Origin of the sequence: Nocardioides agri (genome assembly GCF_013778305.1) — a bacterium.
GTDB lineage: Bacteria > Actinomycetota > Actinomycetes > Propionibacteriales > Nocardioidaceae > Nocardioides > Nocardioides agri.
The window spans coordinates 2,988,393-3,010,816 of the sequence record NZ_JACEIC010000002.1; the positions used below are offsets into that span (position 1 = coordinate 2,988,393).

A 22,424-nucleotide genomic window follows, 5' to 3' on the forward strand; every position below is an offset into this window, starting at 1 on the left:
GTCCGCTCACGAGAAAGTGAACCGACCCTATCCACCCACGGAACGGTCCGGGCCGCGAATGCGGTCCCGGGTGTGGCGCTGACTACGCTGGCGGGCATGCCCGAGCCGTCTGCGACCCCCCGCCTGCTGGGCGCGGCGGACGTCCGGAACCTCGCGGCGCGGCTGGACCTGCGACCCACCAAGCAGCGCGGCCAGAACTTCGTGATCGACGGCAACACGGTCCGGCGGATCGTGCGGGAGTCGGGGGTCGGCGCCGACGACGTCGTCGTCGAGGTCGGGCCGGGGCTCGGCTCGCTCACCCTGGCTCTCCTCGAGGTCGCCGGCCGGGTGGTCGCGATCGAGGTCGACGACCGGCTCGCTGCGCTGCTGCCCGAGACGATCGCGACGTACGCGCCCGGCCGGGCGGACCGCTTCGAGGTCGTGCTCGCGGATGCGATGCGGGTGACCGAGGTGCCCGGGCCGGCACCGACGGCGCTGGTCGCGAACCTGCCCTACAACGTCTCGGTGCCGGTGCTGCTGCACCTGCTGGCGCTGCTGCCCTCGCTCGAGCGCGGCCTGGTCATGGTGCAGTCGGAGGTCGCCGACCGGCTGGCCGCCGAGCCGGGCTCCAAGGTCTACGGCGTGCCGTCGGTCAAGGCCGCCTGGTACGCCGACGTGCGCCGCGCGGGCGCGATCGGGCGCAACGTCTTCTGGCCGGCGCCCAACGTCGACTCCGGCCTGGTCGCCTGGACCCGGCGCGAGCCGCCGACGACCGACGTCTCGCGGGAGCGGGTCTTCGCGGTCGTCGACGCCGCGTTCGCCCAGCGGCGCAAGGCGCTGCGCGGGGTGCTCCGGTCGCTGGCCCCCAGCGAGGCCGTGGACGCGGCGCTCGCATCGGCCGGCATCGACCCGCTGGCGCGCGGCGAGACGCTCACCATCGACGACTTCGTCCGCATCGCAGAAGGACTCCCAGCATGACGTTGACGGTGCGCGCACCGGCCAAGATCAACCTGCACCTCGGTGTGGGCGCTCCGCGTGAGGACGGCTTCCACCCGCTGACCAGCGTCTACCAGGCCGTCGGCGTCTACGACGACCTCACGGTGACCAGGGCCGACGGCTGGTCGGTCGACCTCGTGGTCGCCGACTGGATCGACCGCAGCCACGTGCCGCTCGGCGGCGCCAACATCGTCGACCGCGCCGCGGCCCTGCTGGCCGCCCACCACGGGCTGGTGCCGTCCGGAGACCTGCACATCGACAAGGCGATCCCGGTCGCCGGCGGCATGGCCGGCGGCTCGGCCGACGCCGCCGCCGCGCTCGTCGCGCTCGACCGGCTCTGGGGCGTCGAGACCTCCGACGCCGACCTGCTCGCGATCGCGGCCGAGCTCGGCAGCGACGTGCCGTTCGCACTCATCGGCGGCACCGCGCTCGGCACCGGCCGTGGCGAGATCGTCGAGCCGGTCGCCGACCACGGCACGTGGTGGTGGGTGCTCGTCCCGTCCACGGAGGGCATGTCGACGCCGGCGGTCTACCGGCACTTCGACGAGCTCGTCCCGGACGCCCCCGCCGTACCCCCGATGCCGGACGCCCTGCTCGCTGCCCTCGACGCCGGCGACCCGCACGCGCTGGCGGCGGCGCTGCACAACGACCTCCAGCAGGCGGCGCTCGACCTGCGCCCCGACCTGGCCGGGCTGATCGACGCCGGCGAGGCCGCCGGCGCGCTGCGCGGGGTGGTGACGGGGTCCGGACCCACGTGCGTCTTCCTCTGCGAGTCCGCCGACGCGGCTCGCGCGACCGCCGCGGACCTGCGCACCGCGCACGACGTGGTGCTCGTGACGACCGGCGCGGTGGCCGGCGCGCACCCGGTGTCGTATGTCTAACCTCGTCAACCTCGAGCGGGTCTCCAAGTCCTACGGCGTGCGCCCGCTGCTCTCCGACGTCTCGCTGGGCATCGCGGCGGGGGAGCGCGTCGGCATCGTCGGCCGCAACGGCGACGGCAAGACCACGCTGCTCGAGGTGATCAGCGGCCTCGACGAGCCCGACACCGGTCGGGTCTCGCGGCAGCGCGGGCTGCTCATCGGCTACCTGCACCAGGGCGACGAGCTCGAGGACACCCACACGGTCCGCGAGGCGGTGCTCGCCGGCCGGTCCGACCACGAGTGGGCGGCCGACCCGCGCACCCGCGAGGTCGTCGAGGTGCTGCTGGCCGGCGTCGAGCTCGACCGCGCCGTGCTCGGCCTGTCGGGTGGCGAGCGCCGCCGCTGCTCCCTGGCCGCCCTGCTGCTCGACGACCACGACCTGGTGATCCTCGACGAGCCCACCAACCACCTCGACGTCGAAGCCGTGGCCTGGCTGGCCCAGCACCTGGTCAACCGCTCGTCCGCGCTGATCGTGGTCACCCACGACCGCTGGTTCCTCGACGCGGTCTGCCAGTGGACCTGGGAGGTCCACGACGGCGTGGTCGACGCCTACGAGGGCGGGTACGCCGCGTTCGTGCTGGCCAAGGCCGAGCGTCAGCGCCAGGCGGCGGCCTCGGAGGTGCGCCGGCAGAACCTGGTGCGCAAGGAGCTCGCCTGGCTGCGTCGCGGCGCCCCCGCGCGCACCTCGAAGCCGAAGTTCCGCATCGACGCCGCCAACCGGCTGATCGAGGACGTGCCGCCGCCGCGCGACCGGATGGAGCTGCAGCGGTTCGCGGCGCAGCGGCTCGGCAAGGACGTCATCGACGTCGAGGACGTCGACCTCTTCCGCGGCACCCGGCAGCTGCTGTCGCACGCCACCTGGCGGATCGGCCCCGGCGACCGGATCGGCATCGTCGGCGTCAACGGCGCCGGCAAGACCTCGGTGCTGTCGCTGCTCACCGGCGAGTTGGCCCCGTCGGTCGGCAGGGTCAAGCACGGCCGCACGGTCGCCCTCCAGCACCTCACCCAGCAGCTCGACGACCTCGACCCCGACGGCCGGGTGCTGCCGACCGTCGAGTCGATCCGCCGGGTCACCCGCACCGCCGACGGCGAGATCACCGCGAGCTCGATGCTGGAGCGCTTCGGCTTCACCGGCGACCGGCTCACCGCCCGCATCGGCGACCTCTCCGGTGGGGAGCGGCGGCGCTTCCAGCTGCTCCGGCTCCTGCTCACCGAGCCCAACGTGCTGCTCCTCGACGAGCCGACCAACGACCTCGACATCGAGACGCTCAACGTGCTCGAGGACTTCCTCGACGGCTGGCCGGGCACGCTCGTCGTGGTCTCCCACGACCGCTACTTCCTCGAGCGGGTCACCGACTCGGTCTGGGCCCTGCTCGGCGACGGGCAGATCTCGATGCTGCCCCGCGGCGTCGACGAGTACCTCGAGCGCCGGGCCGCCTCCCTCCACCTCGACCTCGCCGAGCCGGCGCAGCCCGCTGAGGAGCCCGCCGACCCGGCGCAGTCCTCCGTCGTGCCCAAGGCGAAGGCAGGAAGCGCCGAGGAGCGGGCCGCCCGCAAGGTGATCGCCCGGATCGACAAGCAGCTCGAGCGGATCGCCGAGCAGGAGGCGGCGCTCAACGCCGAGGTGCTCGAGCACGCCCAGGACTACGAGAGGCTCGCGGAGCTCAGCGCCCGGTTGACCGCGCTCGCCGACGAGAAGGGCCAGCTCGAGCTGGAGTGGCTCGAGGCGGCCGAGCTCCTCGACTAGCGGTCAGCCGGCGAACGGCGCCAGCAGCGTGCGCAGCAGCCCGGCGAGCTGCGCGCGGTCCTTGTCGGGCAGGCCGGCCAGGAACGTGACCTCGGCCTCGAGCAGCCGCTCGAAGGCGCTGTCGACGGCGACCTTGCCCTCGGGAGTCAGCCGCACCAGCACGCCGCGCCGGTCGCGCGGGTCCGGCAGCCGCTCCACCAGGCCGCGCTCCACGAGCCGGTCCACGCGGTTGGTCATCGTGCCGCTGGTCACCAGCGTCTCGCGCAGCAGCCGTCCGGGCGAGAGCTCGTACGGCGCGCCGGCGCGCCGCAGCGCGGCGAGCACGTCGAACTCCCAGGACTCGACCTGGGCAGCGGTGAAGGCGTCCCGGCGGGCGAGGTCGAGGTGTCGGCCGAGCCTGCTGATCCGGCTGAAGACCTCCACGGGCGCGAGGTCCAGGTCGGGACGCTCGCGCGCCCACGCCTCGACCAGCTCGTCGACCTCGTCGCGCATGGGGGGAGCGTAGCGGATACGTCGAGAATCTTGACATCAAGATAAATCGGGCGCACGCTGGGGGCATGGCGCACACCTGGGACCCGGATCGCTACCTGACCTACGCCGACGAGCGCGGCCGACCGTTCCTCGACCTGCTCGCCCGGGTCGGCGCCGATCGCCCGCGCAGCGTCGTCGACCTCGGCTGCGGTCCCGGCAACCTGACCTCGCTCCTCGCCGACCGGTGGCCGGAGGCCGACGTCGTCGGGCTCGACTCCAGTCCGGAGATGATCGCCGCGGCCACCGGCAGCGCCGGTAGCGGCCGGGTCAGGTTCGAGGTCGCCGACCTCCGCGAGTGGGAGAGCGCGGAGCCGGTCGACGTGCTGGTCTCCAACGCCACCCTCCAGTGGGTGCCGGGCCACCTCGACCTGCTGCCGCGCCTGGCCGCCCAGGTGGCGCCGGGCGGCTGGTTGGCGTTCCAGGTGCCCGGCAACGTCGGCGAGCCCAGCCACACGATCCGCGCCGAGCTGGCCGCGGAGCCGGCGTACGCCGCGCACACGGCCGGTGTGGCCGTCCCGAGCAGCCACGACCCGGCGGTCTACCTCGACGCGCTGGCGGGGCTCGGCTGCACCGTCGACGCCTGGGAGACGACGTACCTCCACGTGCTGACTGGGCCCGACCCGGTCTTCACCTGGGTCTCCGGCACCGGCGCGCGGCCGACGCTCCAGGCACTGCCCGACGACCTGCGCCCCGCGTTCGAGCAGGAGTTCAAGGGGCGGCTCGCCGAGGCCTACCCCGAGCGCGGGTACGGCGTCGTCCTGCCGTTCCGCCGCGTCTTCATGGTCGCGCAGGTCGCCGCATGAGGCTCCACCACGTCCAGGTCGCCTGCCCCCGCGGCGGCGAGCACGCCGCGCGACGGTTCTACGCCGACGGGCTCGGCATGAGCGAGGTCGCCAAGCCCGCGGAGCTCGCCGGCCGCGGCGGCTGCTGGTTCCGGCTCGACGCGGCCGAGATCCACGTCGGCGTCGAGGAGCCGTTCCGGCCGGCCCGCAAGGCGCACCCGGCGCTCGTCGTCGAGGACCTCGCGGCCGTCGCCGAGCGGCTCGGCGCGCTCGGGTTCGAGGTCGACTGGACCGAGCGGCACACGTTCCCGGGCTTCGAGCGCTGTCACACCCGCGACGCGCACGGCAACCGCGTGGAGCTGCTCTCAAGCGGCTAGCGGGACCGCGCCGGGCGCCGGCAGCGGCGTGCAGGCGCAGCTCTCGCTGCAGGCCAGGTAGGTGTGCTGGGCGTGGCCGCACCGGGCGCACGGCAGGTCGTGCGACAGGTGGACCTGGTTGGTCTGCGGGGTGTCCCACATGGCGGTGCCTCCTCGTCCGGCTCGTCGTCCGCCCTCACGTGAACTACGAAGGAGATCGGCTCGGTTCGACATCTCTGAAGGAGGAACCTGCTTCGCGTCAGATACCCGGGGCACGGTCCCGGCTCCGGTCAGGCCCAGATCTCTCGCGCCAGCGGGGCGACCGCGGCGGCCTGGGCGCGCCCGGCCCGCGCCGACGCGGCGCGCCGGGCGGGGTCGAGGACGTTCTTGCCGATCGCCCGCACGGAGTCGGCGTCCGGCGAGACGACCAGGTGCGGCACGTCCCCGAGCAGCTGCCCGGCGCTCCGCAACGGCCCGACGGCCCGGTCGACGGGCGTGAACGCGAGGACCCGGTCGCAGTCGGCGACCAGGTCGGCGTTGGACCCGGACCGGGCGCCGCCGTCGACGTACTGCCGCCCCTGGATCGGGACCGGCGGGTAGACCCCGGGTACGGCGCAGCTGGCGGCGACGGCCGCCACCAGCGGGACGCCGTCGGAGCCGTCGAAGACCCGCAGCGCGCCGGTCTCGACCTCCACCGCCGTCACCTGGAGTCGGCCGCCGGGCCCCCACTCCTGGACCGGCAGCCGTTCGCGGATCGCGTCGAACCGCGACTCCAGGCTGGGCAGCCGGCCGGCGTCCGCGCGCCGTGCCGACCACGCCCCGACGTGCCGCCCGAACGCCTCGAGGTCGCCGCGGGCGCGCAGCAGCGCGCGGGCGAACCCCCACAGGACCACCGGGCTGATGCGGGCCAGCGGTGCGGGCCTGGGCTGCGAGACCTGGTAGGCGAAGAGGTCGCTCAACGAGATGCCGGTCGTGAGCTGGGCGCCGACGACCGACCCCGCCGACGTGCCGACGACCGCGTCGGCGACCGTGACGTCGACCCCGAGGTCCTGCAGCCCGAGCAGCAGCCCCGTCTCCCAGGCGATCCCCGTGACCCCGCCGCCACCGAGTGCCAGTCCTCGTCGCATGCGCGGACCCTACTGGCCGACCACGTCGAGGCTGCCGAGGTCGCGGATCGCGGCGCAGCCGCGGGCCACCATGGCCGCGAACATGCGGTCGCCGCGCTCGCTCCGGCTGGTGCTGTAGGCACAGCCGAAGGTCGCGACGAGCGGCACCTGGAGCATCGCGAACACGTAGTCCTCCCAGCACAGGTCGAAGGGGTAGTCGGCGACGCCGTACCCCACCAGCGCGTGGTGGTACGCCGCGACGATGTCGCGCTCGTGGGCGCGGCGGTCGTCCGGCGCCAGGCTGGTGGCGACGAGGTAGGCGAGGTCGCGCGCGGGCAGGGCGAGGCTCAGCGTCTGCCAGTCGACGGCGGCGACGTCGGTGCTGTCGGGGGAGAACATCAGGTTGTCGAGGCGGTAGTCGCCGTGCACGAGCCCGAACCGCTCCTGCCGCGCCAGCAGCCACGGGCCGATCACCGGCACGCAGGCGCGCAGCGTCGCGGCGTCCTGCGGTGCGACGAGGTCGCCCAGGCCGTCGAGGAAGAGCTCCGTGGTCGGCCCGTACATCTCGAGCAGCAGCGCGATCTCCTCCGGACCGTTGAGCGACAGCGTGTCCACCTCGGCCAGGGTGGGGTCGCACCAGCGCGGACCGTGCAGCCCGGCGAGGTTGACCGCGGCCGCCCGCGCCTCCTCGACCGTGCAGCCGGCGATCTGGTCGCCCTGCTCGGCCGGCGCCAGGTCCTCGAGCAGCAGCACGAAGTCGCCCGAGTCCTCGGCGATCTCCGCGTGGTGGCAGTACGGCGTGCGCACGGCGACGGTCCCGGCGACCTGTTGGTAGAACCGCACCTCGCCCCGGTAGGCGCCGGCCATCATGTCCCGCTCGCCGGGATCCGCCGGCGGCAGCTTGGCCAGCAGCGTCTCGTCCCCGAAGCGGAGCCGGTAGCAGGCGCCGATCTGACCGGTCCCGACCCGTTCGACCCTGAGCTCGCCGACCTCCCGCCCCAGCACGCCCGCCAGCCACCCGGCGGTCAGCCCGTCGACGTTCACGACATCCAGCCCGGGTTGCGGGGAAGGGTGATGTCGGGGCGGACGGCGCGCCAGGCGTCGAGCACGGGTGCGAGCTCGGTCGGGGTCGCGCCGTGCAGGATCACGCTGTCGGCACCGGCGTCGAGCTGGTCCTGGATCCGCGCCGCGCACTGCTCGGCGGTGCCGCTGGCGGCCGCGGTGAGCCACTCGGCGGGCAGCACCTCGTCGCGCAGGTGGGTGAGCTGCTCGACCGTCCCGATCGCGTCGAACGCGCCGGGGTAGCCCTGCACGAGGTCGTCGGTGCGGAACCGCTCGAGCGCGTCCAGGTCCCACCCGTTGGCGCGCACCAGCACCTCGCCGTACCCCTGGAGGTAGGTCGCGAGGCGGCCGACCAGCTTGCGCAGCCGGGCCTCCTCGGGCACGGACTCCTCGACGGTCGCGAGGACCGCCCACACCCGGACCGACGCCGGGTCGCGTCCGGCCTCCTCGGCGGCGCGGCGGATCGTCGCGACCGAGCGGGCCAGCGTCTCGTCGGAGAGGAACGTGTGCAGCACTACGCCGTCCGCGACCCGCCCGGCGAGCTCGAGCGAGCGCCGGCCGATCGCCATCATCAGCACCGGGATGTCCTCGTCGAAGGAGGCGTCCTGCGAGAGGTAGGGGTAGCTCCCGGCCGGTCCCTCGTGGCCCACGACGGCCTCGCCGTGCCACAGCGACCGGTAGATCCCGATCGCGTCCTCCATCTGGGCGCCGGTCACCCGCGGCACGCCCATCACGTCGAAGAGCAGGTCGAAGCCGCGCCCGAGCCCGAGCGCGTAGCGGCCACCCGTCAGCCGGTGCATGGTGGTCGCGAACGTCGCGGTCACGAGCGGGTGGCGGGTGTTGTGGTTGGTGGCCGCGGTGGCGATCCCGATGCGCTCGCTCGCCGCGCCCGCGGCGCCGGCCAGCACGGCCGCGTCCTTGACGTTGAACCGCTCGGAGAGGAAGACCGACCCGATGCCGAGCCGCTCGGCGAGCCGCACCTCGTCGACCAGGTCGCGCGGGCTCGGGGCGTGACCGGCGAGCCCGTAGCAGCCGAGCTCGGGAAAGTGGAACGCGTTCTCGTTCACCCGGGCGACGCTAGCAACGCGGTTGGACACGTGTCAGGTGCGCACTGAAGTTACCTGTCGGTAATATGCCCGCATGAGCCAGGTCCAGACGATGTGGAACACGACGAGCCGCCTGCCCCTCGGCAGCCGGGTGTTCTCGGTGCTGTTCGCCCAGAAGGCGCCGTACTTCGCGTCCATCCGTCCCCGCTTCACCGTGATCGAGCCCAACCGCGTCGAGCTGCTGGTGCCCAAGCGGCGCCGGGTCCACAACCACCTCGGGACCGTGCACGCGATCGCGCTGTGCAACGGTCTCGAGGCGGCCATGGGTGCGCTCGCGGAGGTGACGATCCCGGCCGACAGGCGCTGGATCCCCAAGGGGATGGAGGTCTCCTACACCGCCAAAGCGACCGGTGACGTCACCTGCATCGCGGAGACCGACCCCGAGCAGTGGACCGGGTCGGACCCCGACCTCCCGGTCCGCGTCCGCGGCGAGCTCGCGGACGGGACGCGGGTGATCGAGGGCGTGATCCGGCTGTGGGTCACCCCGCGGCGCTGAATGACCGGTCCCTCAGCCAGATGATCGCGAGCGCGCCGATCCACAGCTCGTAGCCGAGCGACCCGAGCGCGAGCGCCGGGAAGGCGACGGCGGTCACCGAGGTGGCGGTGCCGATCCCGCTCAGCACGGCGATCACGACCGCGATCCGCTGCATCCAGCGGGAGCCGCCGGTGATCCGCAGCGCGTAGGCGATCGCGAGCACGAAGAAGATCCGCGGCAGCGCCGAGAAGGCGAGCGAGTACGGCGCGACCGCGTCCCAGCCGGCCAGCAGTCGGAGGTCCACGCCCTTCTCGGCGGAGTCGAGCGCCACGTCGTGCAGCACGGCGGCGTACGGCCAGACGAAGGCCAGCAGCGTGCCCGCGGCGACGGCGACCGTCGCGAGCGTGCCGGTGCCGTCGGCGCGGCGCAGCCGGAAGCCGACCGCGCCGAGGAAGCCGAGCAGCAGGACGCCGGAGACCATGAAGACGTAGTTGCCGACCCGGTAGGCCTCGATGTGGTCGAGGACGTTCTGTCCCCAGACCGCTGGGTCCTCGCCGGGAGTGCCGCCCTTGGGCAGCACGAAGATCGCCATGCACACCATGACGGCGAGCTGGCAGATCGTGAACGCGAGGCCGCACCAGGTGCTGGCGCGGACGAGGTCGGGGCCCGTCGTACGGGTGCCCGACGTGGTCGAGTGGGTGTCGATGAGAGTCATGGCAGGACCGTAGGAATCGCGCCCGGGGTGTCACATCGACCGCAGGGCGGCTCTCGGGATCAGCCCGTGGGCTGAGGCCAGGCGGGCGGCCCGAGCCCTACGCTGCGGTGCGTGATGCCGAACCGGACCGACGCCGCGCTCGCCGCGGTCATCGCGCTCGCCGGGCTCGTGCAGGTCACCCTCTGGCCGATCGCGGACGGCGTTCTCGGCCAGGTCTTCGTGCTGGGCACGACGCTGCCGCTGGCGTGGCGCCGCACCCAGCCCATCGGGTCCTCGCTGGTGTCCACCGCGTTCTGGCTGATCCCGACCGACGGCTATCCGGTGCTCGGGTTCATCACGGTGGTCCTGCAGTTCTTCGCGCTCGGCAGCCGTGGTCGCCCACGGTCGGCCGTCGCCGTCACCTCCGCGTGGGCCGTGGTCGCGAACGTCGTCGGGACGCTGCTCGGCCCCGAGGCCCTGGTGGCCGCGATCGGCGGCGGGATCGCGGTGGTCGCGCCGGTGCTGGCCGGCCAGCTCGTCGCCCACCTCGCCCGGCAGAACGCCGAGCTGGCCCGGCTCGCGGCCCGGCTGCGGGAGGAGCGGCTGCGGGCCGAGGAGGCTGCGGTCGGGGCCGAGCGGGCCCGGATCGCCCAGGAGCTGCACGACGTCGTCGGCCACGAGGTCACGCTGATCGCCGTCCAGGCCGAGGCCGCCGCGGCCGCGCTCCGGATGGCGCCGGAGCGGGCGGCCGAGCCGGTCGAGGCGATCCGGGTGACCGCGCACCGCACCCTCGCCGAGATGCGCGGGGTGCTCGACGTGCTCGCCGCCGAGGACGGCGTGCGCGGTGCCACCGAGGACGTCACCGAGCTCGGCCGGCGCGCGGAGTCGGCGGGCATCCCGAACACGCTGACGATCAGCGGCGCGCCCTCCGACCAGCACGAGCCGGCCCGACTGGCGGTGAACCGGATCGTCCGCGAGTGCCTGACGAACGCCGGCCGGCACGCCCCGGGCGCGCCGGTGGCGATCGAGGTCGCGTGGCAGCCGCACGAGGTGAGGGTCGTCGCCACCAACCCCACCTCGGCCGTCGCCGTGCCCGCGAGCGGCCGCGGGCTGACCGGGATGCGCAACCGGGCCGAGCTGCTCGGGGGCGACTTCGAGGCCGCCGTACGCGACGGGGCCTTCAGCGTGCGGGTGGCGATGCCGCTGTGACCCGGGTGCTCCTCGTCGACGACCAGGACCTGGTGCGCCAGGGCCTGCGACTCATCCTCGACCTGGCCGGCATCGACGTGGTCGGCGAGGCCCGCGACGGGGCCCAGGCGGTGGTCGCGGTCGCCGACCTCGACCCCGACGTGGTGCTGATGGACCTGCGCATGCCCGGGATGGACGGGGTCGAGGCGACCCGCCTCATCACCGGGAGTGGCGCCCGGGCGCGGGTGCTCGCGCTGACGACCTTCGACGTCGACGAGCACGTCGTCGGGGTGCTGCGGGCAGGGGCGGTCGGCTACCTGCTCAAGGACGTCACCGCGGACGACCTCGTCGCCGCCGTACGCCGTGCCGCTGCGGGCGAGCCGGTGGTGGCGCCCGCCGTGCTCGCCCGGATGATGGCCAACTTCGCCGACCGGCCGCCCGCGAACGCCGCGGTGCTGCCGGGCCTCGGCGACCTCAGCGAGCGGGAGCGCGAGGTGCTGGCCCTGATCGGTGCCGGGCGCTCCAACGCGGAGATCGCCGACACGCTGGTGATCAGCATGGCGACGGTGAAGACCCACGTGCGGCACATCTTCGCCAAGCTCGACCTGCGGGACCGCGCCCAGGCGGTGGTCGCCGCCCGGGACGCCGGGCTCAGCTGAGGAAGACCGGGTTCGTCAGCGCCACCATGGCGCCGCCGGCGTCGCGCACCTCGGCGCGCACGAACGCGCCGTCGGCGCTCGCCTCGAGGGTCAGGGACCCGGACGCATCGGCGGTCGCCGTCCCGTGGGTCACGGCGCCCGGCCCGAGCAGCGTCGCGACCGAGCCGACCGGCACGCCGGTCACCTGGAGTCGCACCGACGCGGCGCCGGTGCCGCCCAGGTGGTCGCCGCACTCGGCGCTCGCGCCCGCGCGGGTCGCCGTGAACGTCAGGTCCACCGCGGAGGAGCCGGCGACCCAGGAGTGCCCGGCGCGGTAGCCCGCGACGATCGCCGCCGCGGACAGCGACGACGCCCGGACCACGGTCTGGGCGGTGCCGATCCGCTGCTCGCGCCGGTGGGTGTCGGAGTTGCCGACGGCGGGCTTGAAGATCCCGGCGGTGAGCAGCGCGTGCCAGCGGGCCACGGCCTTCTCGTTGGCGGTGGCGTTGAGTCCGCTCCAGGGGCCGTTCCAGACCTCGATGGCGTCCATCTCGGCGAACGAGTCGCCGAACTGCCAGCCGTTGCCGGTGCCGATCTGGTAGGGGTGCGCGGCGATCGCGAGGCCGCCGACGGACCGGACCCGGTCGGTGAAGCGGTCGAGCTCACGGTCGGCCGGCCGGTAGCGCCAGTCGATCCAGGTGCCGGCCGGCAGGCCGGCGGCCAGCCAGTGCCCGGCCCGTGTGGTCACCTCCTCGCCGGGGATCACCAGGAAGTCCTTGGGTGCCACGGCTCCCCACACGGCGTGGGCGGAGGTGGTGTTGTGCTCCGAGCTGCCGATGAAGTCCAGTCCCGCGGCCCGCGCCCACGCGACGACCTGCTTCGGGGTCTGCGAGCCGTCGGAGTGCACGGTGTGCACGTGCAGGTCGCCGCGGTACCACCCGCGGCCGGTGCCCTTGACCGAGCGCGGCGGCGGGGCGGGGACGGCACGCCGGCCGCGCCGGCCGAAGTGCAGCGTCACGCGGACCCGGTACGGCGTGCCCGGCGCCATGATCTGGTAGGGCCCGAGCACGACGTGCCAGCGACCGGGGGAGATCGGCCCCGGCAGGTAGCCCGGCGTCGCCGAGCCGTCGCTGATCCGGAAGGAGCGGCGCGAGCCGCCGGACCAGCCGCGGAAGCCGGCCGCGTCGCCGAGCCCGCGCCCCGACGGGTCGAAGATGCCGATGTCGATGACGTTGAACGTCGTCGGCCCGAGGTCGAGCGGCTCGAAGTCGTAGGACACCTCGATCGCCCGCACGCCCTCCGGCACCCGCACCGGCAGGTAGACCCAGTCGGGCCCGTCGGAGTCGGCGAACTCGCCCCGGAAGGTCTTGGTCCGCTTCGTGGTCCCGGCCGCGGCGGGCTCGAAGGTCAGGGCGGCTGCGGTGGTGGCGACGCCGGCGCCCGCGAGGAACAGGGCGCGCCGGTCGAGGTGTGCGTCAGACATGGTGCGCACAGCATGGACCATCACCGGCGAGGCGTCACGACGACCCGGGGGCCGGGCCACCCTGGCCCATGCCGGGGTCGACGGGGTGCACGATCGGCTTGCGCTCGCCGACCAGCCGTCGCTGCGCCCACATGGCGACGGCGGTGAGGATCAGGTTGCACACGATGTAGATCGCCGACAGCACCAGGGCGGTCTGGAGCTGGTTGCCGAACTCGATCCAGATCGAGCGGCCGACGGTGGTCAGTCCCGGCGCGAGCACGTAGAAGCCGAGGCTGGTGTCCTTGAGCGCCACGATGCACTGGCTGATGATCGCCGGGATCATGACCTTCACCGCCTGCGGCAGCTGGATGGCCAGCATCACCTGGGTCTTGCGCATGCCGAGGGCGTACGCCGCCTCGACCTGGCCCCGGGGCACCGCGAGCACCCCGGCGCGGGTGATCTCCGCGAGCACGGCGCCGTTGTAGAGCATCAGGCCGACCACGACCGACCAGTAGGGGCTCAGGGACAGCGGGCCGAACCGCAGGAAGATGATGAGCAGCAGCAGCGGCACGGCGCGGAAGAACTCCACGACCAGCCACGACGGCCAGCGCAGCAGCCGGTGCTCGGAGAGCTTGCCGACGCCGAGCAGGAAGCCGGCGACGACGGCGAAGAGGATCGCGAGCACCGCCATCGCGAGCGTGTCGAGCAGGCCCTGCCACAGCGCCTCGACGTACTCCGGGGTGACGAAGGGCTCCCAGAGCTCGTAGGCGAACTCGCCGTGCTCGTAGAGGTACCAGACGAACCAGGCGAGCAGCGCCACCAGCCCCACGCCCGTGAGGATCGTGTACAGCCGGTGCCGGGCGCGGGTGCGCGGCCCGGGGGTGTCGAAGAGGACGGTGCTCATCGGGCGCTCACCTCGCCGCCCGCCAGCGCCGCTCGAGGCCGATCGCGCCGGCCGAGATCAGCTCGACCAGGACGATGTAGAGGACCGCGAAGGTGAGGAAGATCGCCGTGTCGTCCGCGCTGTTGTTGGTGAAGTAGCGCATCCGGCCGGTCAGCTCCATCAGGCCGAAGACCGCGGCGATCGAGGTGTTCTTGGTCATCGCGATCAGCACGCTGGCCACGGGTGGCACGACCGCCCGGAAGGCCTGGGGGAGCACGATGCTGGTCATCGTCTGGCCGAAGGTCAGGCCGATGGCTCGGGCTGCCTCGGCCTGACCGAGCGGGACGGCGTTCACGCCCGAGCGGACCGCCTCGCAGATGAAGGCCGAGGTGTAGACGCTGACCGCGATCACGCCCTTGAGGAGGAACGGCGTGCCGACGAACCAGCCGATGTTGGGGGCGGCGACGAAGACGAACACGAACATCAGCAGCAGCGGCGTGTTGCGCACCAGCGTCACGTACGTCGTCGCCGCGCCACGCAGCACGGAGATCGGCCCGACCCGCATCGCGGCGAGGACGGTGCCGAACGCGAGCGAGCAGACGCCGGAGAGAACCGCGAGCTGGATGGTCAGCCAGAACGCCTGGAGCACCAGGTCGCGCTGGTCGAGCAGGTCGTCCAACTCTCGGTCCTCTCCGTCGGTCCCGCCGGCCTGCGGTCAGCCCGCCGTCAGGCGGCGGGGCACTCGTCCAGGGCCGGCGGCTCGGGGGTCTCGACGCCGGACTTGCCGAGCGTGGCCGCGAACCCGTCCTCCCACGAGCCGTCCTCGAACGCCCCCTCGAGGGTGTCCGAGATCCACTCGCACATCTCGGGGTGGTCGAGCGAGTAGCCGACGCCGTAGCGCTCCTCCGAGAACGGCTCGACCACGACCTTGAGCTGGTCGGGGTTCTGGGCGGCGTAGCCGAGCAGGATCGCCCCGTCCGTGGTCATCGCGTCGACCGTGCCGTTGAGCACCTGGTCGACGCACTCGGAGTAGGTGTCGAACCCGCGGGGCTTGGCGCCCTCGGCCTCGATGTTCTCCAGCGACGTCGAGCCGGTCACCGAGCAGACCTCGGTGCCCTTGACGTCGTCGAGGCTGTCGATGTCGCTGTCGGCACCGACCAGCAGCTGCTGGCCCGTGACGTAGTAGGGGCCGGCCTGGCCGACGACCTCGCGACGCTCGTCGGTGATGGAGTACGACGCGACCACGAGGTCGACCTCGCCCGAGGTGAGGAACGGCTCGCGGTTGTCGGAGATCGTCTCCTTCCAGGTGATGTCCTCGGGCGCGATGCCGAGGTCGGCGGCGAGGATCTTGCCGATCTCCGGGTCGAACCCCACCGGCATGTCGTCGGTGGCGCCCTTGAAGCCGATGCCGGGCTGGTCGTACTTCACGCCGATCGTGATGCCGCCGCTGTCGGCCAGCTCCTTCATCCGGGTGCCGTCGTCGAACTCGTCGGCGGCGTTCTCCTCGACCTCGACCTCGGTGCCGCTCTCGTCGTCGTCGTTGCCTGCGTCGCCGCAGGCGGCGAGGGCGCCGGCCAGGGCGAGGGCGACCGCAGCCACCCCTGCCCTCCGGGTCGTCTTCTTGATGAGTCGCATCTCTTCTCCTCTTTCCGAGTTAGGGCGAAGGGCTGGGGTCGGTTCCGGAAGGTCAGTGCTTGAGGATCTTGGCGAGGAAGTCCCGTGCGCGTTCGGAGCGCGGGTTGGTGAAGAACTCGTCGGGCGTGTTCTCCTCGACGATCGCGCCGTCGGACATGAAGACGACCCGGTCGGCGGCGGTGCGGGCGAAGCCCATCTCGTGGGTCACCACGATCATCGTCATGCCGCCTCGTGCGAGGTCGACCATGACGTCGAGCACCTCCTTGATCATCTCGGGGTCGAGCGCGGACGTGGGCTCGTCGAAGAGCATCAGCTGGGGGTCCATCGCCAGCGCCCGCGCGATCGCGACGCGCTGCTGCTGACCACCCGAGAGCTGGGCGGGGTACTTCTCCGCCTGGTGGCCGACGCCGACCCGGTCGAGCAGCCGGCGCGCCTTCTCCTCGGCCTCCGCGCGCTTGGCGCCGCGGACCTTGATCGGGCCGAGGGTGACGTTCTCGAGCACGGTCTTGTGGGCGAAGAGGTTGAAGCTCTGGAAGACCATGCCGACGTCCGAGCGCATCCTCGCGAGCGCCTTCCCCTCCTCGGGGAGCGGCTCCCCGGCGAGGGTGATCGAGCCGCCGTCGATGGTCTCGAGCCGGTTGATGGCGCGGCACAGCGTCGACTTGCCCGACCCCGACGGCCCGATGACCACGACCACCTCGCCGCGCTCGACGCTGAGGTCGATGTCCTTCAGCACGTGCAGGTCGCCGAACCACTTGTTCACGCCCGCGAGGTCGACCGCGGCCCCCTCGCCCGTGCGCGGTGCGGAGGTCGACGACGCTGTCATGCCGAGGACACTAGTCAGCATGGCCCGTTCGGGCTACCGCCTTCCTGGGGTGTCGGCGCCCGACGCCGGAGTTTCGGGCGGCGGCGCAGTCCGCCGTACCCTTGACGACTGTCATGAGCGCGCGCACGTACGAGGTCCGCACCTACGGGTGCCAGATGAACGTCCACGACTCCGAGCGGCTGTCCGGGCTGCTGGAGGACGCGGGCTATCTCGCGGCGCCCGAGGGTGCGCAGGCCGACGTCGTCGTGTTCAACACGTGCGCGGTGCGCGAGAACGCCGACAACAAGCTCTACGGCAACCTCGGCCACCTGGCGCCGATCAAGGCCGCGACGCCGGGCATGCAGATCGCCGTCGGCGGCTGCCTGGCGCAGAAGGACCGCAGCACGATCACCGCCAAGGCGCCGTGGGTCGACGTGGTGTTCGGCACCCACAACATCGGCTCGCTGCCGGTGCTGCTGGAGCGGGCGCGCGTGCAGGAGGAGGCGCAGGTCGAGATCCTGGAGTCGCTCGAGGTCTTCCCGTCGACGCTGCCGACCCGCCGCGAGTCGGCGTACGCCGCCTGGGTGTCGGTGTCGGTCGGCTGCAACAACACCTGCACGTTCTGCATCGTCCCGAGCCTGCGCGGCAAGGAGAAGGACCGCCGCCCGGGGGAGATCCTGGCCGAGATCGAGGCGCTGGTCGCCGAGGGCGTCTCCGAGGTCACCCTGCTGGGCCAGAACGTGAACGCCTACGGCGTCGAGTTCGGCGACCGGCAGGCGTTCTCCAAGCTGCTGCGCGCCTGCGGCGAGATCGAGGGGCTGGAGCGGGTCCGCTTCACCTCGCCCCACCCGGCGGAGTTCACCGACGACGTCATCGAGGCGATGGCCGAGACGCCGAACGTGATGCCGCAGCTGCACATGCCCCTGCAGTCCGGCTCCGACAAGGTCCTCAAGGACATGCGCCGCTCCTACCGGCAGGCGAGGTTCCTCGGCATCATCGAGCGGGTCCGCGCCGCGATGCCCGACGCCGCGATCACCACCGACATCATCGTCGGCTTCCCCGGCGAGACCGAGGAGGACTTCCAGGCGACCCTGGACGTCGTGCGCGCGGCGCGCTTCTCCAGCGCGTTCACGTTCCAGTACTCCAAGCGTCCCGGCACCCCCGCGGCCACGCTGCCCGACCAGATCTCGCCCGAGGTGGTCAAGGACCGCTACGAGCGGCTGGCCGCGCTGGTCAGCGAGGTCGCGTGGGAGGAGAACAAGCGGCTCGTCGGCCGCCGGGTCGAGCTGATGGTCGCCGAGGGGCAGGGCCGCAAGGACACCGCCACGCACCGGCTCTCCGGCCGCGGCCCCGACAACCGGCTGGTGCACTTCACCCCGCCCGCCGGCGTCGAGGTGCGCCCCGGCGACATGGTGACCGTCGAGATCACGTACGCCGCACCGCACCACCTCGTCGCGGACGGCGACGTGATCGACGTACGCCGCACCCGCTCCGGCGACGCGTGGGAGGCGCGCCACGCCACGCCGACACCGGCGGGGGTGGTGCTCGGCATGCCGAGCGTGGGCGTACCCTCGCCGCTGCCGGACGCACCGGTCTGCCGCTGAGGCAGCCCTTCTCGGACCAGGAGCACCCGTGCCAGCTGACGCCCCCACCATCCTCGCCACCTCAGGCGGCGCTGGCCGGCACGACCGGCTGCGTTGGGGCGTCGCGCCCCTGACCGACCACGCCGTCGAGCTGTCCGGGGTCACCGGACGCGCCCCCCGCGTGACGTTCCTCGGCACCGCCTGCGGGGACGACGCCGGCCTCTACCGCGACTTCTACGCCGCGGCGCAGGACCGCGGCTTCCAGGCCTCCCACCTGCAGCTCTTCACGATGCCCAACGTCGAGGACATCACCGCGCACCTGCTGGAGCAGGACGTGGTCTGGGTCTGGGGCGGCAGTGTCGCCGGCCTGCTCGCGATGTGGCGGCTGCACGGCGTCGACGAGGCCATGCGGACCGCCTGGGAGGCCGGCGTCGTCCTGACCGGCGTCTCCGCGGGCTCCCTCTGCTGGCACGTCGGCGGCACCACCGACTCCTTCGGCCCGCAGCTGCGCCCGATCACCAACGGGCTCGGCCTGCTGCCGTGGTCCAACGGCGTCCACTACGACAGCGAGCCGCAGCGGCGTCCGCTCTACCAGTCGCTCGTCGCCGACGGCACGCTTCCGCACGGCTACGCCACGGACGACGGGGCCGGCCTGCTCTACCGCGGGACCGAGATGGTCGGGGCGTACGCCGAGCTCGACGGCGCCGGCGCCTACTTCGTCGAGCGCGGGCCGGACGGCACCGCCGTCGAGACGCCGCTCGAGGTCACCCGCCTGCGCTAGTCCGACCGCGGGTCCTTGCTGGAGTAGCCCGCCTTCGGCGGGATGCCGACGGGGTTCTGCTCCGGGTTGCCGGGCGACTGCTCGGGCGGGGTGTCCTCGTCGGGGTCGCGCTCGCGCTCCGAGGAGTCGCGGACGCCGTCGTCGCCGTGCTGGTTGGAGTTGGAGGCGCGCAGCTCCTCGTCCGGGTTCCGTGCGGGGTTGAGGTCGCTCATGCCGGTGACTCCTTCTCGGGATCCTCGTCGGCACCGTCGGGGGACTCGGTCGCCTCGGTGGAGGTGTCCTCGGGCTCCTCGACCTCCTGCCTGAGGGCGTCCGGCACCTTCTCGGCGATCGAGGGGTTGTCGCTCACCGGCGGGTCGGGCGTGGTGCCGTTGGTGTCCTCCGGCACGGCGTCCACCCCGCCGGGGTTGGGCTCGCCGGGCTCGATCTCCGGCTCGGGCTTGGGTCCGAGGTCCGTCATGGTCCCCCTTCCGGGGTCAGAAGCCGAACGTGCAGTACGCCTGCGTCGTACCCGCCCGGAGCGACTCCAACACGGCCCGCTCGTGCGGCACCACCGGGTCCGGCAGCGCGTCGAGCGGGCACCAGCGCAGCTCGACGGCCTTCTCGGTCTCGACGATCCGCGGCTCGCCGGACCAGGCACGGGCGGTGAAGAAGAAGTCGATCCGCTCGTCGATCGCCTGGTCGTGGCGGGTCCGCTGCATCGAGGTGACGAAGGTCAGGTCGACGTCGGTGACGCCGAGCTCCTCGAGCGCCTCGCGGCGCGCCGCGTCGCACGCCGTCTCGCCGCGCTCGACGTGCCCGGCAGCGGCCGCCGCCCAGTGGTCGTCCATGTAGCCGGTGTTCTGACGCAGCTGGAGCAGCACCTCGTCCCCCGTGGCGCCCTCGCGCAGCAGGAAGACGTAGGAGGCCGGCACGACCACGAAGCGGCCGTGCGCCGCGGCGTACCTCTCCGTGTAGCCCTCGGTCGACGTCACCCCTCGTCCTCGAGGTCCTCGAGGTCGTGCGGCGTCTGCTCGGCCTCGCCGGCGGTGCCGTAGACCGTGCCGGTGTCCTCGGAGACCGGCAGCTCCTCCTCCTCGGGCAGCGGGTCCTCGTGGAAGTCGAACTCGCTCATCTCACTCACCTCCCGTGCCGTCCGACGGTTCGTCGAGCGACGTCTCCGCATTCTCCTCCTGCTCGGCGCCTCCGCCGACGGCATCGCGCTCGCTCGGGAGCTCGCTGTCGTGCTCACCCGGGGGCCGCTGCGTCTCGCTCATGTTTGCCACACTAACGACGTGCCACCAACCCCCTCGACCCCCATCGTCGCGGTCGTCGGGGCCACCGCCTCGGGCAAGACGGGCCTCTCGCTCGACCTCGCCGAGCGGCTGGGCGGCGAGGTCGTCAACACCGACGCGATGCAGGTCTACCGCGGCATGGACGTCGGCACCGCGAAGCTCCCCGAGGCGGAGCGGCGCGGCATCCCGCACCACCTGCTCGACACGCTGTCGGTGCGCGACCCGGCGACGGTCGCGGAGTTCCAGGGGTGGGCGCGGGCCGTCATCACGGACCTGCGTGCGGGCGGCCGCACGCCGGTGCTCGTGGGCGGGTCGGCGCTCTACACGCGGGCGATCCTGGACCGCTTCGAGTTCCCCGGCACCGACGACGCCGTGCGACGCCGGCTCGAGGCGGAGCTCGACGAGGTCGGCCCCGCGGTGCTGCACGAGCGGCTGCGGACGGTCGATCCGGAGGCGGCCGAGCGGATCCTGGTCGAGAACGGCCGGCGGATCGTGCGGGCCCTCGAGGTCGTCGAGATCACCGGGCGGCCCTTCACGGCGTCGCTGCCGACGCTGGAGTACGCCGACCCGCACAGCGCGCAGATCGGCGTCGACATCGACCGGCCGACCCTCGACGCGCGGATCGTGCAGCGGGTCGACCTGATGTTCGCCCAGGGGCTGGTCGCCGAGGTCGAGCGGCTGCTGGCCGAGGGGCTGGCCGAGGGCCGCACGGCGTCCACCGCGATCGGCTACCGCGAGGTCGCGGCCCACCTGCGCGGCGAGCTGTCGCTCGAGGAGGCCCGCGAGCGCACCGTGGTCGCCACCCGTCGCTTCGCCCGCCGCCAGGACTCGTGGTTCCGCAAGGACCCGCGGGTGACCTGGATCCGCTTCGACGACGCGGACCTGGTCGACAAGGCGGTCGCGGCGATCCCGACGACCTGAGCAAGATCGGTCGGGCGGGAGGGGCCGCGTCGAGGTCAGACTGGACCCATGACGGGGAAGGACCGGCTCCGCGAGCTGCTCGACGCGGTGCTGGACGAGCAGCACCGCAGCCTCGACGAGATGGCGAGCGGCGCGCACTCCTCGCCGTACCACTTCACCCGCCAGCTCTCGGCGGGCGCGGGCGAGCCACCCGTCGCGATGCGCCGCCGCGTGATGCTCGAGCGCGCCGCCTGGCAGCTGAGCCGCGGCGCGACCGTGACCGACGCGGCGTTCGCCGCCGGCTACGAGTCGGCGGAGGGGTTCGGGCGTGCGTTCGCGCGCGCCTACGGCCACCCGCCGAGCGAGCGGGCGGACGGCGACCACTGGCTGCCCGCGCCCAACGGGATCCACTTCCACCCACCCATGTCGCTGTGGGTGCACACCGGGGAGCACACGATGACCCAGCCGCTGGACCTGCTGGTCCACCACGACCTCGACGACACCCGCGACCTCATCGACCTGGCCAAGCAGCTGACGGACGGCGACTACCGCCGCGAGCTGTCGCCGGGCGCCCGGGTGCACAGCTGGGAGGGCGAGGAGGCGTCGGTCGCGGCGGTGCTCACCAGCCTGGTCTTCACCAAGGAGGTCTGGTTGGCCGCGATCCTCGGCGAGGACTTCCCCGCCGACCGGCCCGACCACGTCGGCGCCCTGCGGCGCCGCCACGACGACGTCGCGCCGCGCTGGCTGGAGATGCTGCGCGACATGGAGCGGCGTGCCGCCTGGGACGACCGGATCGTCGACGCGCTCTGCGAGCCCCCGGAGAGCTTCGTGCTCGGCAGCATCGTCGCGCACGTGCTGACCTACGACGCGCACCGCCGGCTGGGCGTCCGGGCGATGCTGCGCGAGCTCGGGGTCGACGCCGACGAGGGCGACCCGATCAACTGGCTGCGACGACGCACGGAGGCGACCGCGTGACGACGATCTTCTACACCGCGACCACCCTGGACGGGTTCCTCGCCGACGAGCAGGACTCCCTCGAGTGGCTGTTCGTGCAGCCGCAGGACGAGGGCGGCCCGATGAACTACGAGGACTTCATCAAGGACGTCGGGGCGATGGTCATGGGCGCGACGACGTACCAGTGGCTGGTCGACCACCTCGCCAGGACCGGCGAGAGGTGGACCTACGAGATCCCGTGCTGGGTCTTCACGCACCGCGACTTCGAGGCGATCGGCGAGGGCCTGACCTTCACGCAGGCGCCGGTGCCGGAGGTGCACGCCGAGGCGGTCGCCGCGGCCGGCGGCAGGAACGTCTGGATGGTCGGCGGCGGGGACCTGGCCGCCCAGTTCGCCGAGCACGGACTGCTGGACGAGATCGTCCTCTCGATCGCGCCGGTGACGCTCGGCGCGGGTCGACCGCTCTTCCCGCGGCGGTGGAACCTCGAGCTGAAGGAGCTCGACCGCAACGGCGCCTTCCTCTGTGCGCGCTACGCCGTTTCGGGTCCGCTCTGAGCGGATACCGGCG

General features: G+C 73.1%; 29 protein-coding genes. 13 read left to right on the plus strand and 16 right to left on the minus strand.

The genetic code is table 11. The features are described from left to right. The first annotated feature begins 96 nt into the window (after positions 1 to 96). From rsmA to HZF07_RS19080, 3 genes are read left to right on the plus strand one after another with little or no spacing between them, the layout of a single operon-like run. On the plus strand, positions 97 to 957 hold the full coding sequence (gene rsmA, locus HZF07_RS19070; RefSeq protein WP_157343831.1) for a 16S rRNA (adenine(1518)-N(6)/adenine(1519)-N(6))-dimethyltransferase RsmA: 861 nt from the start codon (positions 97 to 99) through the stop codon (positions 955 to 957). Beyond that, positions 954 to 1,856 carry a 4-(cytidine 5'-diphospho)-2-C-methyl-D-erythritol kinase gene (locus tag HZF07_RS19075; protein ID WP_157343833.1) on the plus strand — a complete coding sequence of 301 codons (903 nt, stop codon included), beginning with the start codon at positions 954 to 956 and terminating at the stop codon, positions 1,854 to 1,856. The genes rsmA and HZF07_RS19075 overlap by 4 nt, the downstream gene beginning before the upstream one ends. Continuing rightward, complete coding sequence (locus tag HZF07_RS19080) at positions 1,849 to 3,642, plus strand: ABC-F family ATP-binding cassette domain-containing protein (protein WP_157343835.1); 1,794 nt, start codon at positions 1,849 to 1,851, stop codon at positions 3,640 to 3,642. Before HZF07_RS19075 ends, HZF07_RS19080 begins: the two co-directional genes overlap by 8 nt. A 3-nt stretch (positions 3,643 to 3,645) precedes the next feature. Here HZF07_RS19080 and HZF07_RS19085 read toward each other — a convergent pair whose 3' ends face one another. Beyond that, on the minus strand, positions 3,646 to 4,134 hold the full coding sequence (locus HZF07_RS19085) for a MarR family winged helix-turn-helix transcriptional regulator (protein WP_157343836.1): 489 nt from the start codon (positions 4,132 to 4,134) through the stop codon (positions 3,646 to 3,648). Positions 4,135 to 4,199: 65 nt separating this feature from the next. Between HZF07_RS19085 and HZF07_RS19090 the strand changes: the two genes are divergently transcribed. Further along, positions 4,200 to 4,976, plus strand: coding sequence for a trans-aconitate 2-methyltransferase (locus HZF07_RS19090; protein ID WP_157343837.1), 777 nt, complete (start codon positions 4,200 to 4,202; stop codon positions 4,974 to 4,976). Continuing rightward, the gene (locus HZF07_RS19095; RefSeq protein ID WP_157343838.1) at positions 4,973 to 5,332 is read left to right on the plus strand and encodes a VOC family protein; all 360 of its coding nucleotides are present in this window, start codon (positions 4,973 to 4,975) and stop codon (positions 5,330 to 5,332) included. Before HZF07_RS19090 ends, HZF07_RS19095 begins: the two co-directional genes overlap by 4 nt. On the opposite strand, the gene HZF07_RS19100 is transcribed toward HZF07_RS19095, so the two are convergent. The 4 genes from HZF07_RS19100 to HZF07_RS19115 all read right to left on the minus strand — a co-directional run bounded on the left by HZF07_RS19100 (position 5,321) and on the right by HZF07_RS19115 (position 8,546). Then, positions 5,321 to 5,473: a hypothetical protein gene (locus HZF07_RS19100; RefSeq protein ID WP_157343839.1), complete on the minus strand. Its 153-nt coding sequence runs from the start codon at positions 5,471 to 5,473 to the stop codon at positions 5,321 to 5,323. The genes HZF07_RS19095 and HZF07_RS19100 overlap by 12 nt on opposite strands. Positions 5,474 to 5,601: 128 nt before the next feature. Then, positions 5,602 to 6,438: a patatin-like phospholipase family protein gene (locus tag HZF07_RS19105; protein WP_157343840.1), complete on the minus strand. Its 837-nt coding sequence runs from the start codon at positions 6,436 to 6,438 to the stop codon at positions 5,602 to 5,604. Between the two features lie 9 nt (positions 6,439 to 6,447). Next, a complete protein-coding gene (locus HZF07_RS19110) occupies positions 6,448 to 7,461 on the minus strand; it encodes a phosphotransferase (protein ID WP_198346430.1) in 1,014 nt (337 codons plus the stop codon). After that, a complete protein-coding gene (locus HZF07_RS19115) occupies positions 7,458 to 8,546 on the minus strand; it encodes a TIGR03857 family LLM class F420-dependent oxidoreductase (RefSeq protein ID WP_181645388.1) in 1,089 nt (362 codons plus the stop codon). Before HZF07_RS19115 ends, HZF07_RS19110 begins: the two co-directional genes overlap by 4 nt. 73 nt (positions 8,547 to 8,619) lie before the next feature. Here HZF07_RS19115 and HZF07_RS19120 point away from each other — a divergent pair, with 73 nt between their 5' ends. Further along, positions 8,620 to 9,081, plus strand: a complete 462-nt coding sequence (locus HZF07_RS19120) for a hotdog fold domain-containing protein (RefSeq protein ID WP_157343841.1) — start codon at positions 8,620 to 8,622, stop codon at positions 9,079 to 9,081. Here HZF07_RS19120 and HZF07_RS19125 read toward each other — a convergent pair. Further along, the gene (locus tag HZF07_RS19125) at positions 9,065 to 9,775 is read right to left on the minus strand and encodes a hypothetical protein (RefSeq protein WP_157343842.1); all 711 of its coding nucleotides are present in this window, start codon (positions 9,773 to 9,775) and stop codon (positions 9,065 to 9,067) included. The two genes, HZF07_RS19120 and HZF07_RS19125, sit on opposite strands and share 17 nt — an antisense overlap. 114 nt (positions 9,776 to 9,889) lie before the next feature. On the opposite strand from HZF07_RS19125, the gene HZF07_RS19130 reads away from it, so the two are divergent. Both HZF07_RS19130 and HZF07_RS19135 read left to right on the plus strand, forming a co-directional pair. Next, positions 9,890 to 10,963, plus strand: a complete 1,074-nt coding sequence (locus HZF07_RS19130) for a sensor histidine kinase (RefSeq protein WP_232523621.1) — start codon at positions 9,890 to 9,892, stop codon at positions 10,961 to 10,963. Further along, positions 10,960 to 11,601 (plus strand): response regulator, encoded by a 642-nt coding sequence (locus HZF07_RS19135; RefSeq protein WP_181645389.1) that lies wholly within the window; start codon positions 10,960 to 10,962, stop codon positions 11,599 to 11,601. The genes HZF07_RS19130 and HZF07_RS19135 overlap by 4 nt, the downstream gene beginning before the upstream one ends. Here HZF07_RS19135 and HZF07_RS19140 read toward each other — a convergent pair. The 5 genes from HZF07_RS19140 to HZF07_RS19160 are packed head-to-tail and all read right to left on the minus strand — an operon-like array spanning position 11,594 to position 16,386. Then, on the minus strand, positions 11,594 to 13,063 hold the full coding sequence (locus HZF07_RS19140) for a CehA/McbA family metallohydrolase (RefSeq protein WP_157343844.1): 1,470 nt from the start codon (positions 13,061 to 13,063) through the stop codon (positions 11,594 to 11,596). The two genes, HZF07_RS19135 and HZF07_RS19140, sit on opposite strands and share 8 nt — an antisense overlap. A gap of 34 nt (positions 13,064 to 13,097) precedes the next feature. Then, on the minus strand, positions 13,098 to 13,946 hold the full coding sequence (locus HZF07_RS19145) for an amino acid ABC transporter permease (RefSeq protein ID WP_157343845.1): 849 nt from the start codon (positions 13,944 to 13,946) through the stop codon (positions 13,098 to 13,100). Between the two features lie 7 nt (positions 13,947 to 13,953). Further along, on the minus strand, positions 13,954 to 14,604 hold the full coding sequence (locus HZF07_RS19150; protein WP_157343847.1) for an amino acid ABC transporter permease: 651 nt from the start codon (positions 14,602 to 14,604) through the stop codon (positions 13,954 to 13,956). 47 nt (positions 14,605 to 14,651) lie between these two features. Further along, positions 14,652 to 15,560, minus strand: coding sequence for a glutamate ABC transporter substrate-binding protein (locus HZF07_RS19155; RefSeq protein ID WP_157343848.1), 909 nt, complete (start codon positions 15,558 to 15,560; stop codon positions 14,652 to 14,654). Between the two features lie 52 nt (positions 15,561 to 15,612). Beyond that, positions 15,613 to 16,386 carry an amino acid ABC transporter ATP-binding protein gene (locus HZF07_RS19160; RefSeq protein WP_157343849.1) on the minus strand — a complete coding sequence of 258 codons (774 nt, stop codon included), beginning with the start codon at positions 16,384 to 16,386 and terminating at the stop codon, positions 15,613 to 15,615. A gap of 113 nt (positions 16,387 to 16,499) precedes the next feature. Here HZF07_RS19160 and miaB point away from each other — a divergent pair, with 113 nt between their 5' ends. Next, positions 16,500 to 17,969, plus strand: a complete 1,470-nt coding sequence (gene miaB, locus HZF07_RS19165) for a tRNA (N6-isopentenyl adenosine(37)-C2)-methylthiotransferase MiaB (protein ID WP_157343851.1) — start codon at positions 16,500 to 16,502, stop codon at positions 17,967 to 17,969. A gap of 28 nt (positions 17,970 to 17,997) precedes the next feature. Further along, positions 17,998 to 18,729 carry a Type 1 glutamine amidotransferase-like domain-containing protein gene (locus tag HZF07_RS19170; protein WP_181645390.1) on the plus strand — a complete coding sequence of 244 codons (732 nt, stop codon included), beginning with the start codon at positions 17,998 to 18,000 and terminating at the stop codon, positions 18,727 to 18,729. Here HZF07_RS19170 and HZF07_RS19175 read toward each other — a convergent pair. Genes HZF07_RS19175 through HZF07_RS19195 form a run of 5 tightly spaced genes read right to left on the minus strand, consistent with a single transcriptional unit; the run spans position 18,726 to position 19,985 of the window. Beyond that, positions 18,726 to 18,941, minus strand: a complete 216-nt coding sequence (locus HZF07_RS19175; RefSeq protein ID WP_157343852.1) for a hypothetical protein — start codon at positions 18,939 to 18,941, stop codon at positions 18,726 to 18,728. The two genes, HZF07_RS19170 and HZF07_RS19175, sit on opposite strands and share 4 nt — an antisense overlap. Next, on the minus strand, positions 18,938 to 19,189 hold the full coding sequence (locus tag HZF07_RS19180; protein WP_157343853.1) for a hypothetical protein: 252 nt from the start codon (positions 19,187 to 19,189) through the stop codon (positions 18,938 to 18,940). The genes HZF07_RS19175 and HZF07_RS19180 overlap by 4 nt, the downstream gene beginning before the upstream one ends. 16 nt (positions 19,190 to 19,205) lie before the next feature. Further along, complete coding sequence (locus HZF07_RS19185) at positions 19,206 to 19,703, minus strand: NUDIX hydrolase (RefSeq protein ID WP_181645391.1); 498 nt, start codon at positions 19,701 to 19,703, stop codon at positions 19,206 to 19,208. Continuing rightward, positions 19,700 to 19,843 carry a hypothetical protein gene (locus HZF07_RS19190; RefSeq protein WP_157343854.1) on the minus strand — a complete coding sequence of 48 codons (144 nt, stop codon included), beginning with the start codon at positions 19,841 to 19,843 and terminating at the stop codon, positions 19,700 to 19,702. The genes HZF07_RS19185 and HZF07_RS19190 overlap by 4 nt, the downstream gene beginning before the upstream one ends. 1 nt (position 19,844) lies before the next feature. After that, the gene (locus HZF07_RS19195; protein WP_181645392.1) at positions 19,845 to 19,985 is read right to left on the minus strand and encodes a hypothetical protein; all 141 of its coding nucleotides are present in this window, start codon (positions 19,983 to 19,985) and stop codon (positions 19,845 to 19,847) included. Positions 19,986 to 20,003: 18 nt separating this feature from the next. Between HZF07_RS19195 and miaA the strand changes: the two genes are divergently transcribed. The 3 genes from miaA to HZF07_RS19210 are packed head-to-tail and all read left to right on the plus strand — an operon-like array spanning position 20,004 to position 22,411. After that, entirely contained in the window at positions 20,004 to 20,924 is a 921-nt protein-coding gene (gene miaA, locus HZF07_RS19200) for a tRNA (adenosine(37)-N6)-dimethylallyltransferase MiaA (RefSeq protein WP_181645393.1), read from the plus strand. Positions 20,925 to 20,972: 48 nt separating this feature from the next. Next, the gene (locus HZF07_RS19205) at positions 20,973 to 21,878 is read left to right on the plus strand and encodes a helix-turn-helix domain-containing protein (protein ID WP_157343855.1); all 906 of its coding nucleotides are present in this window, start codon (positions 20,973 to 20,975) and stop codon (positions 21,876 to 21,878) included. Further along, complete coding sequence (locus tag HZF07_RS19210; RefSeq protein ID WP_181645394.1) at positions 21,875 to 22,411, plus strand: dihydrofolate reductase family protein; 537 nt, start codon at positions 21,875 to 21,877, stop codon at positions 22,409 to 22,411. Before HZF07_RS19205 ends, HZF07_RS19210 begins: the two co-directional genes overlap by 4 nt. Positions 22,412 to 22,424: the final 13 nt, after the last annotated feature.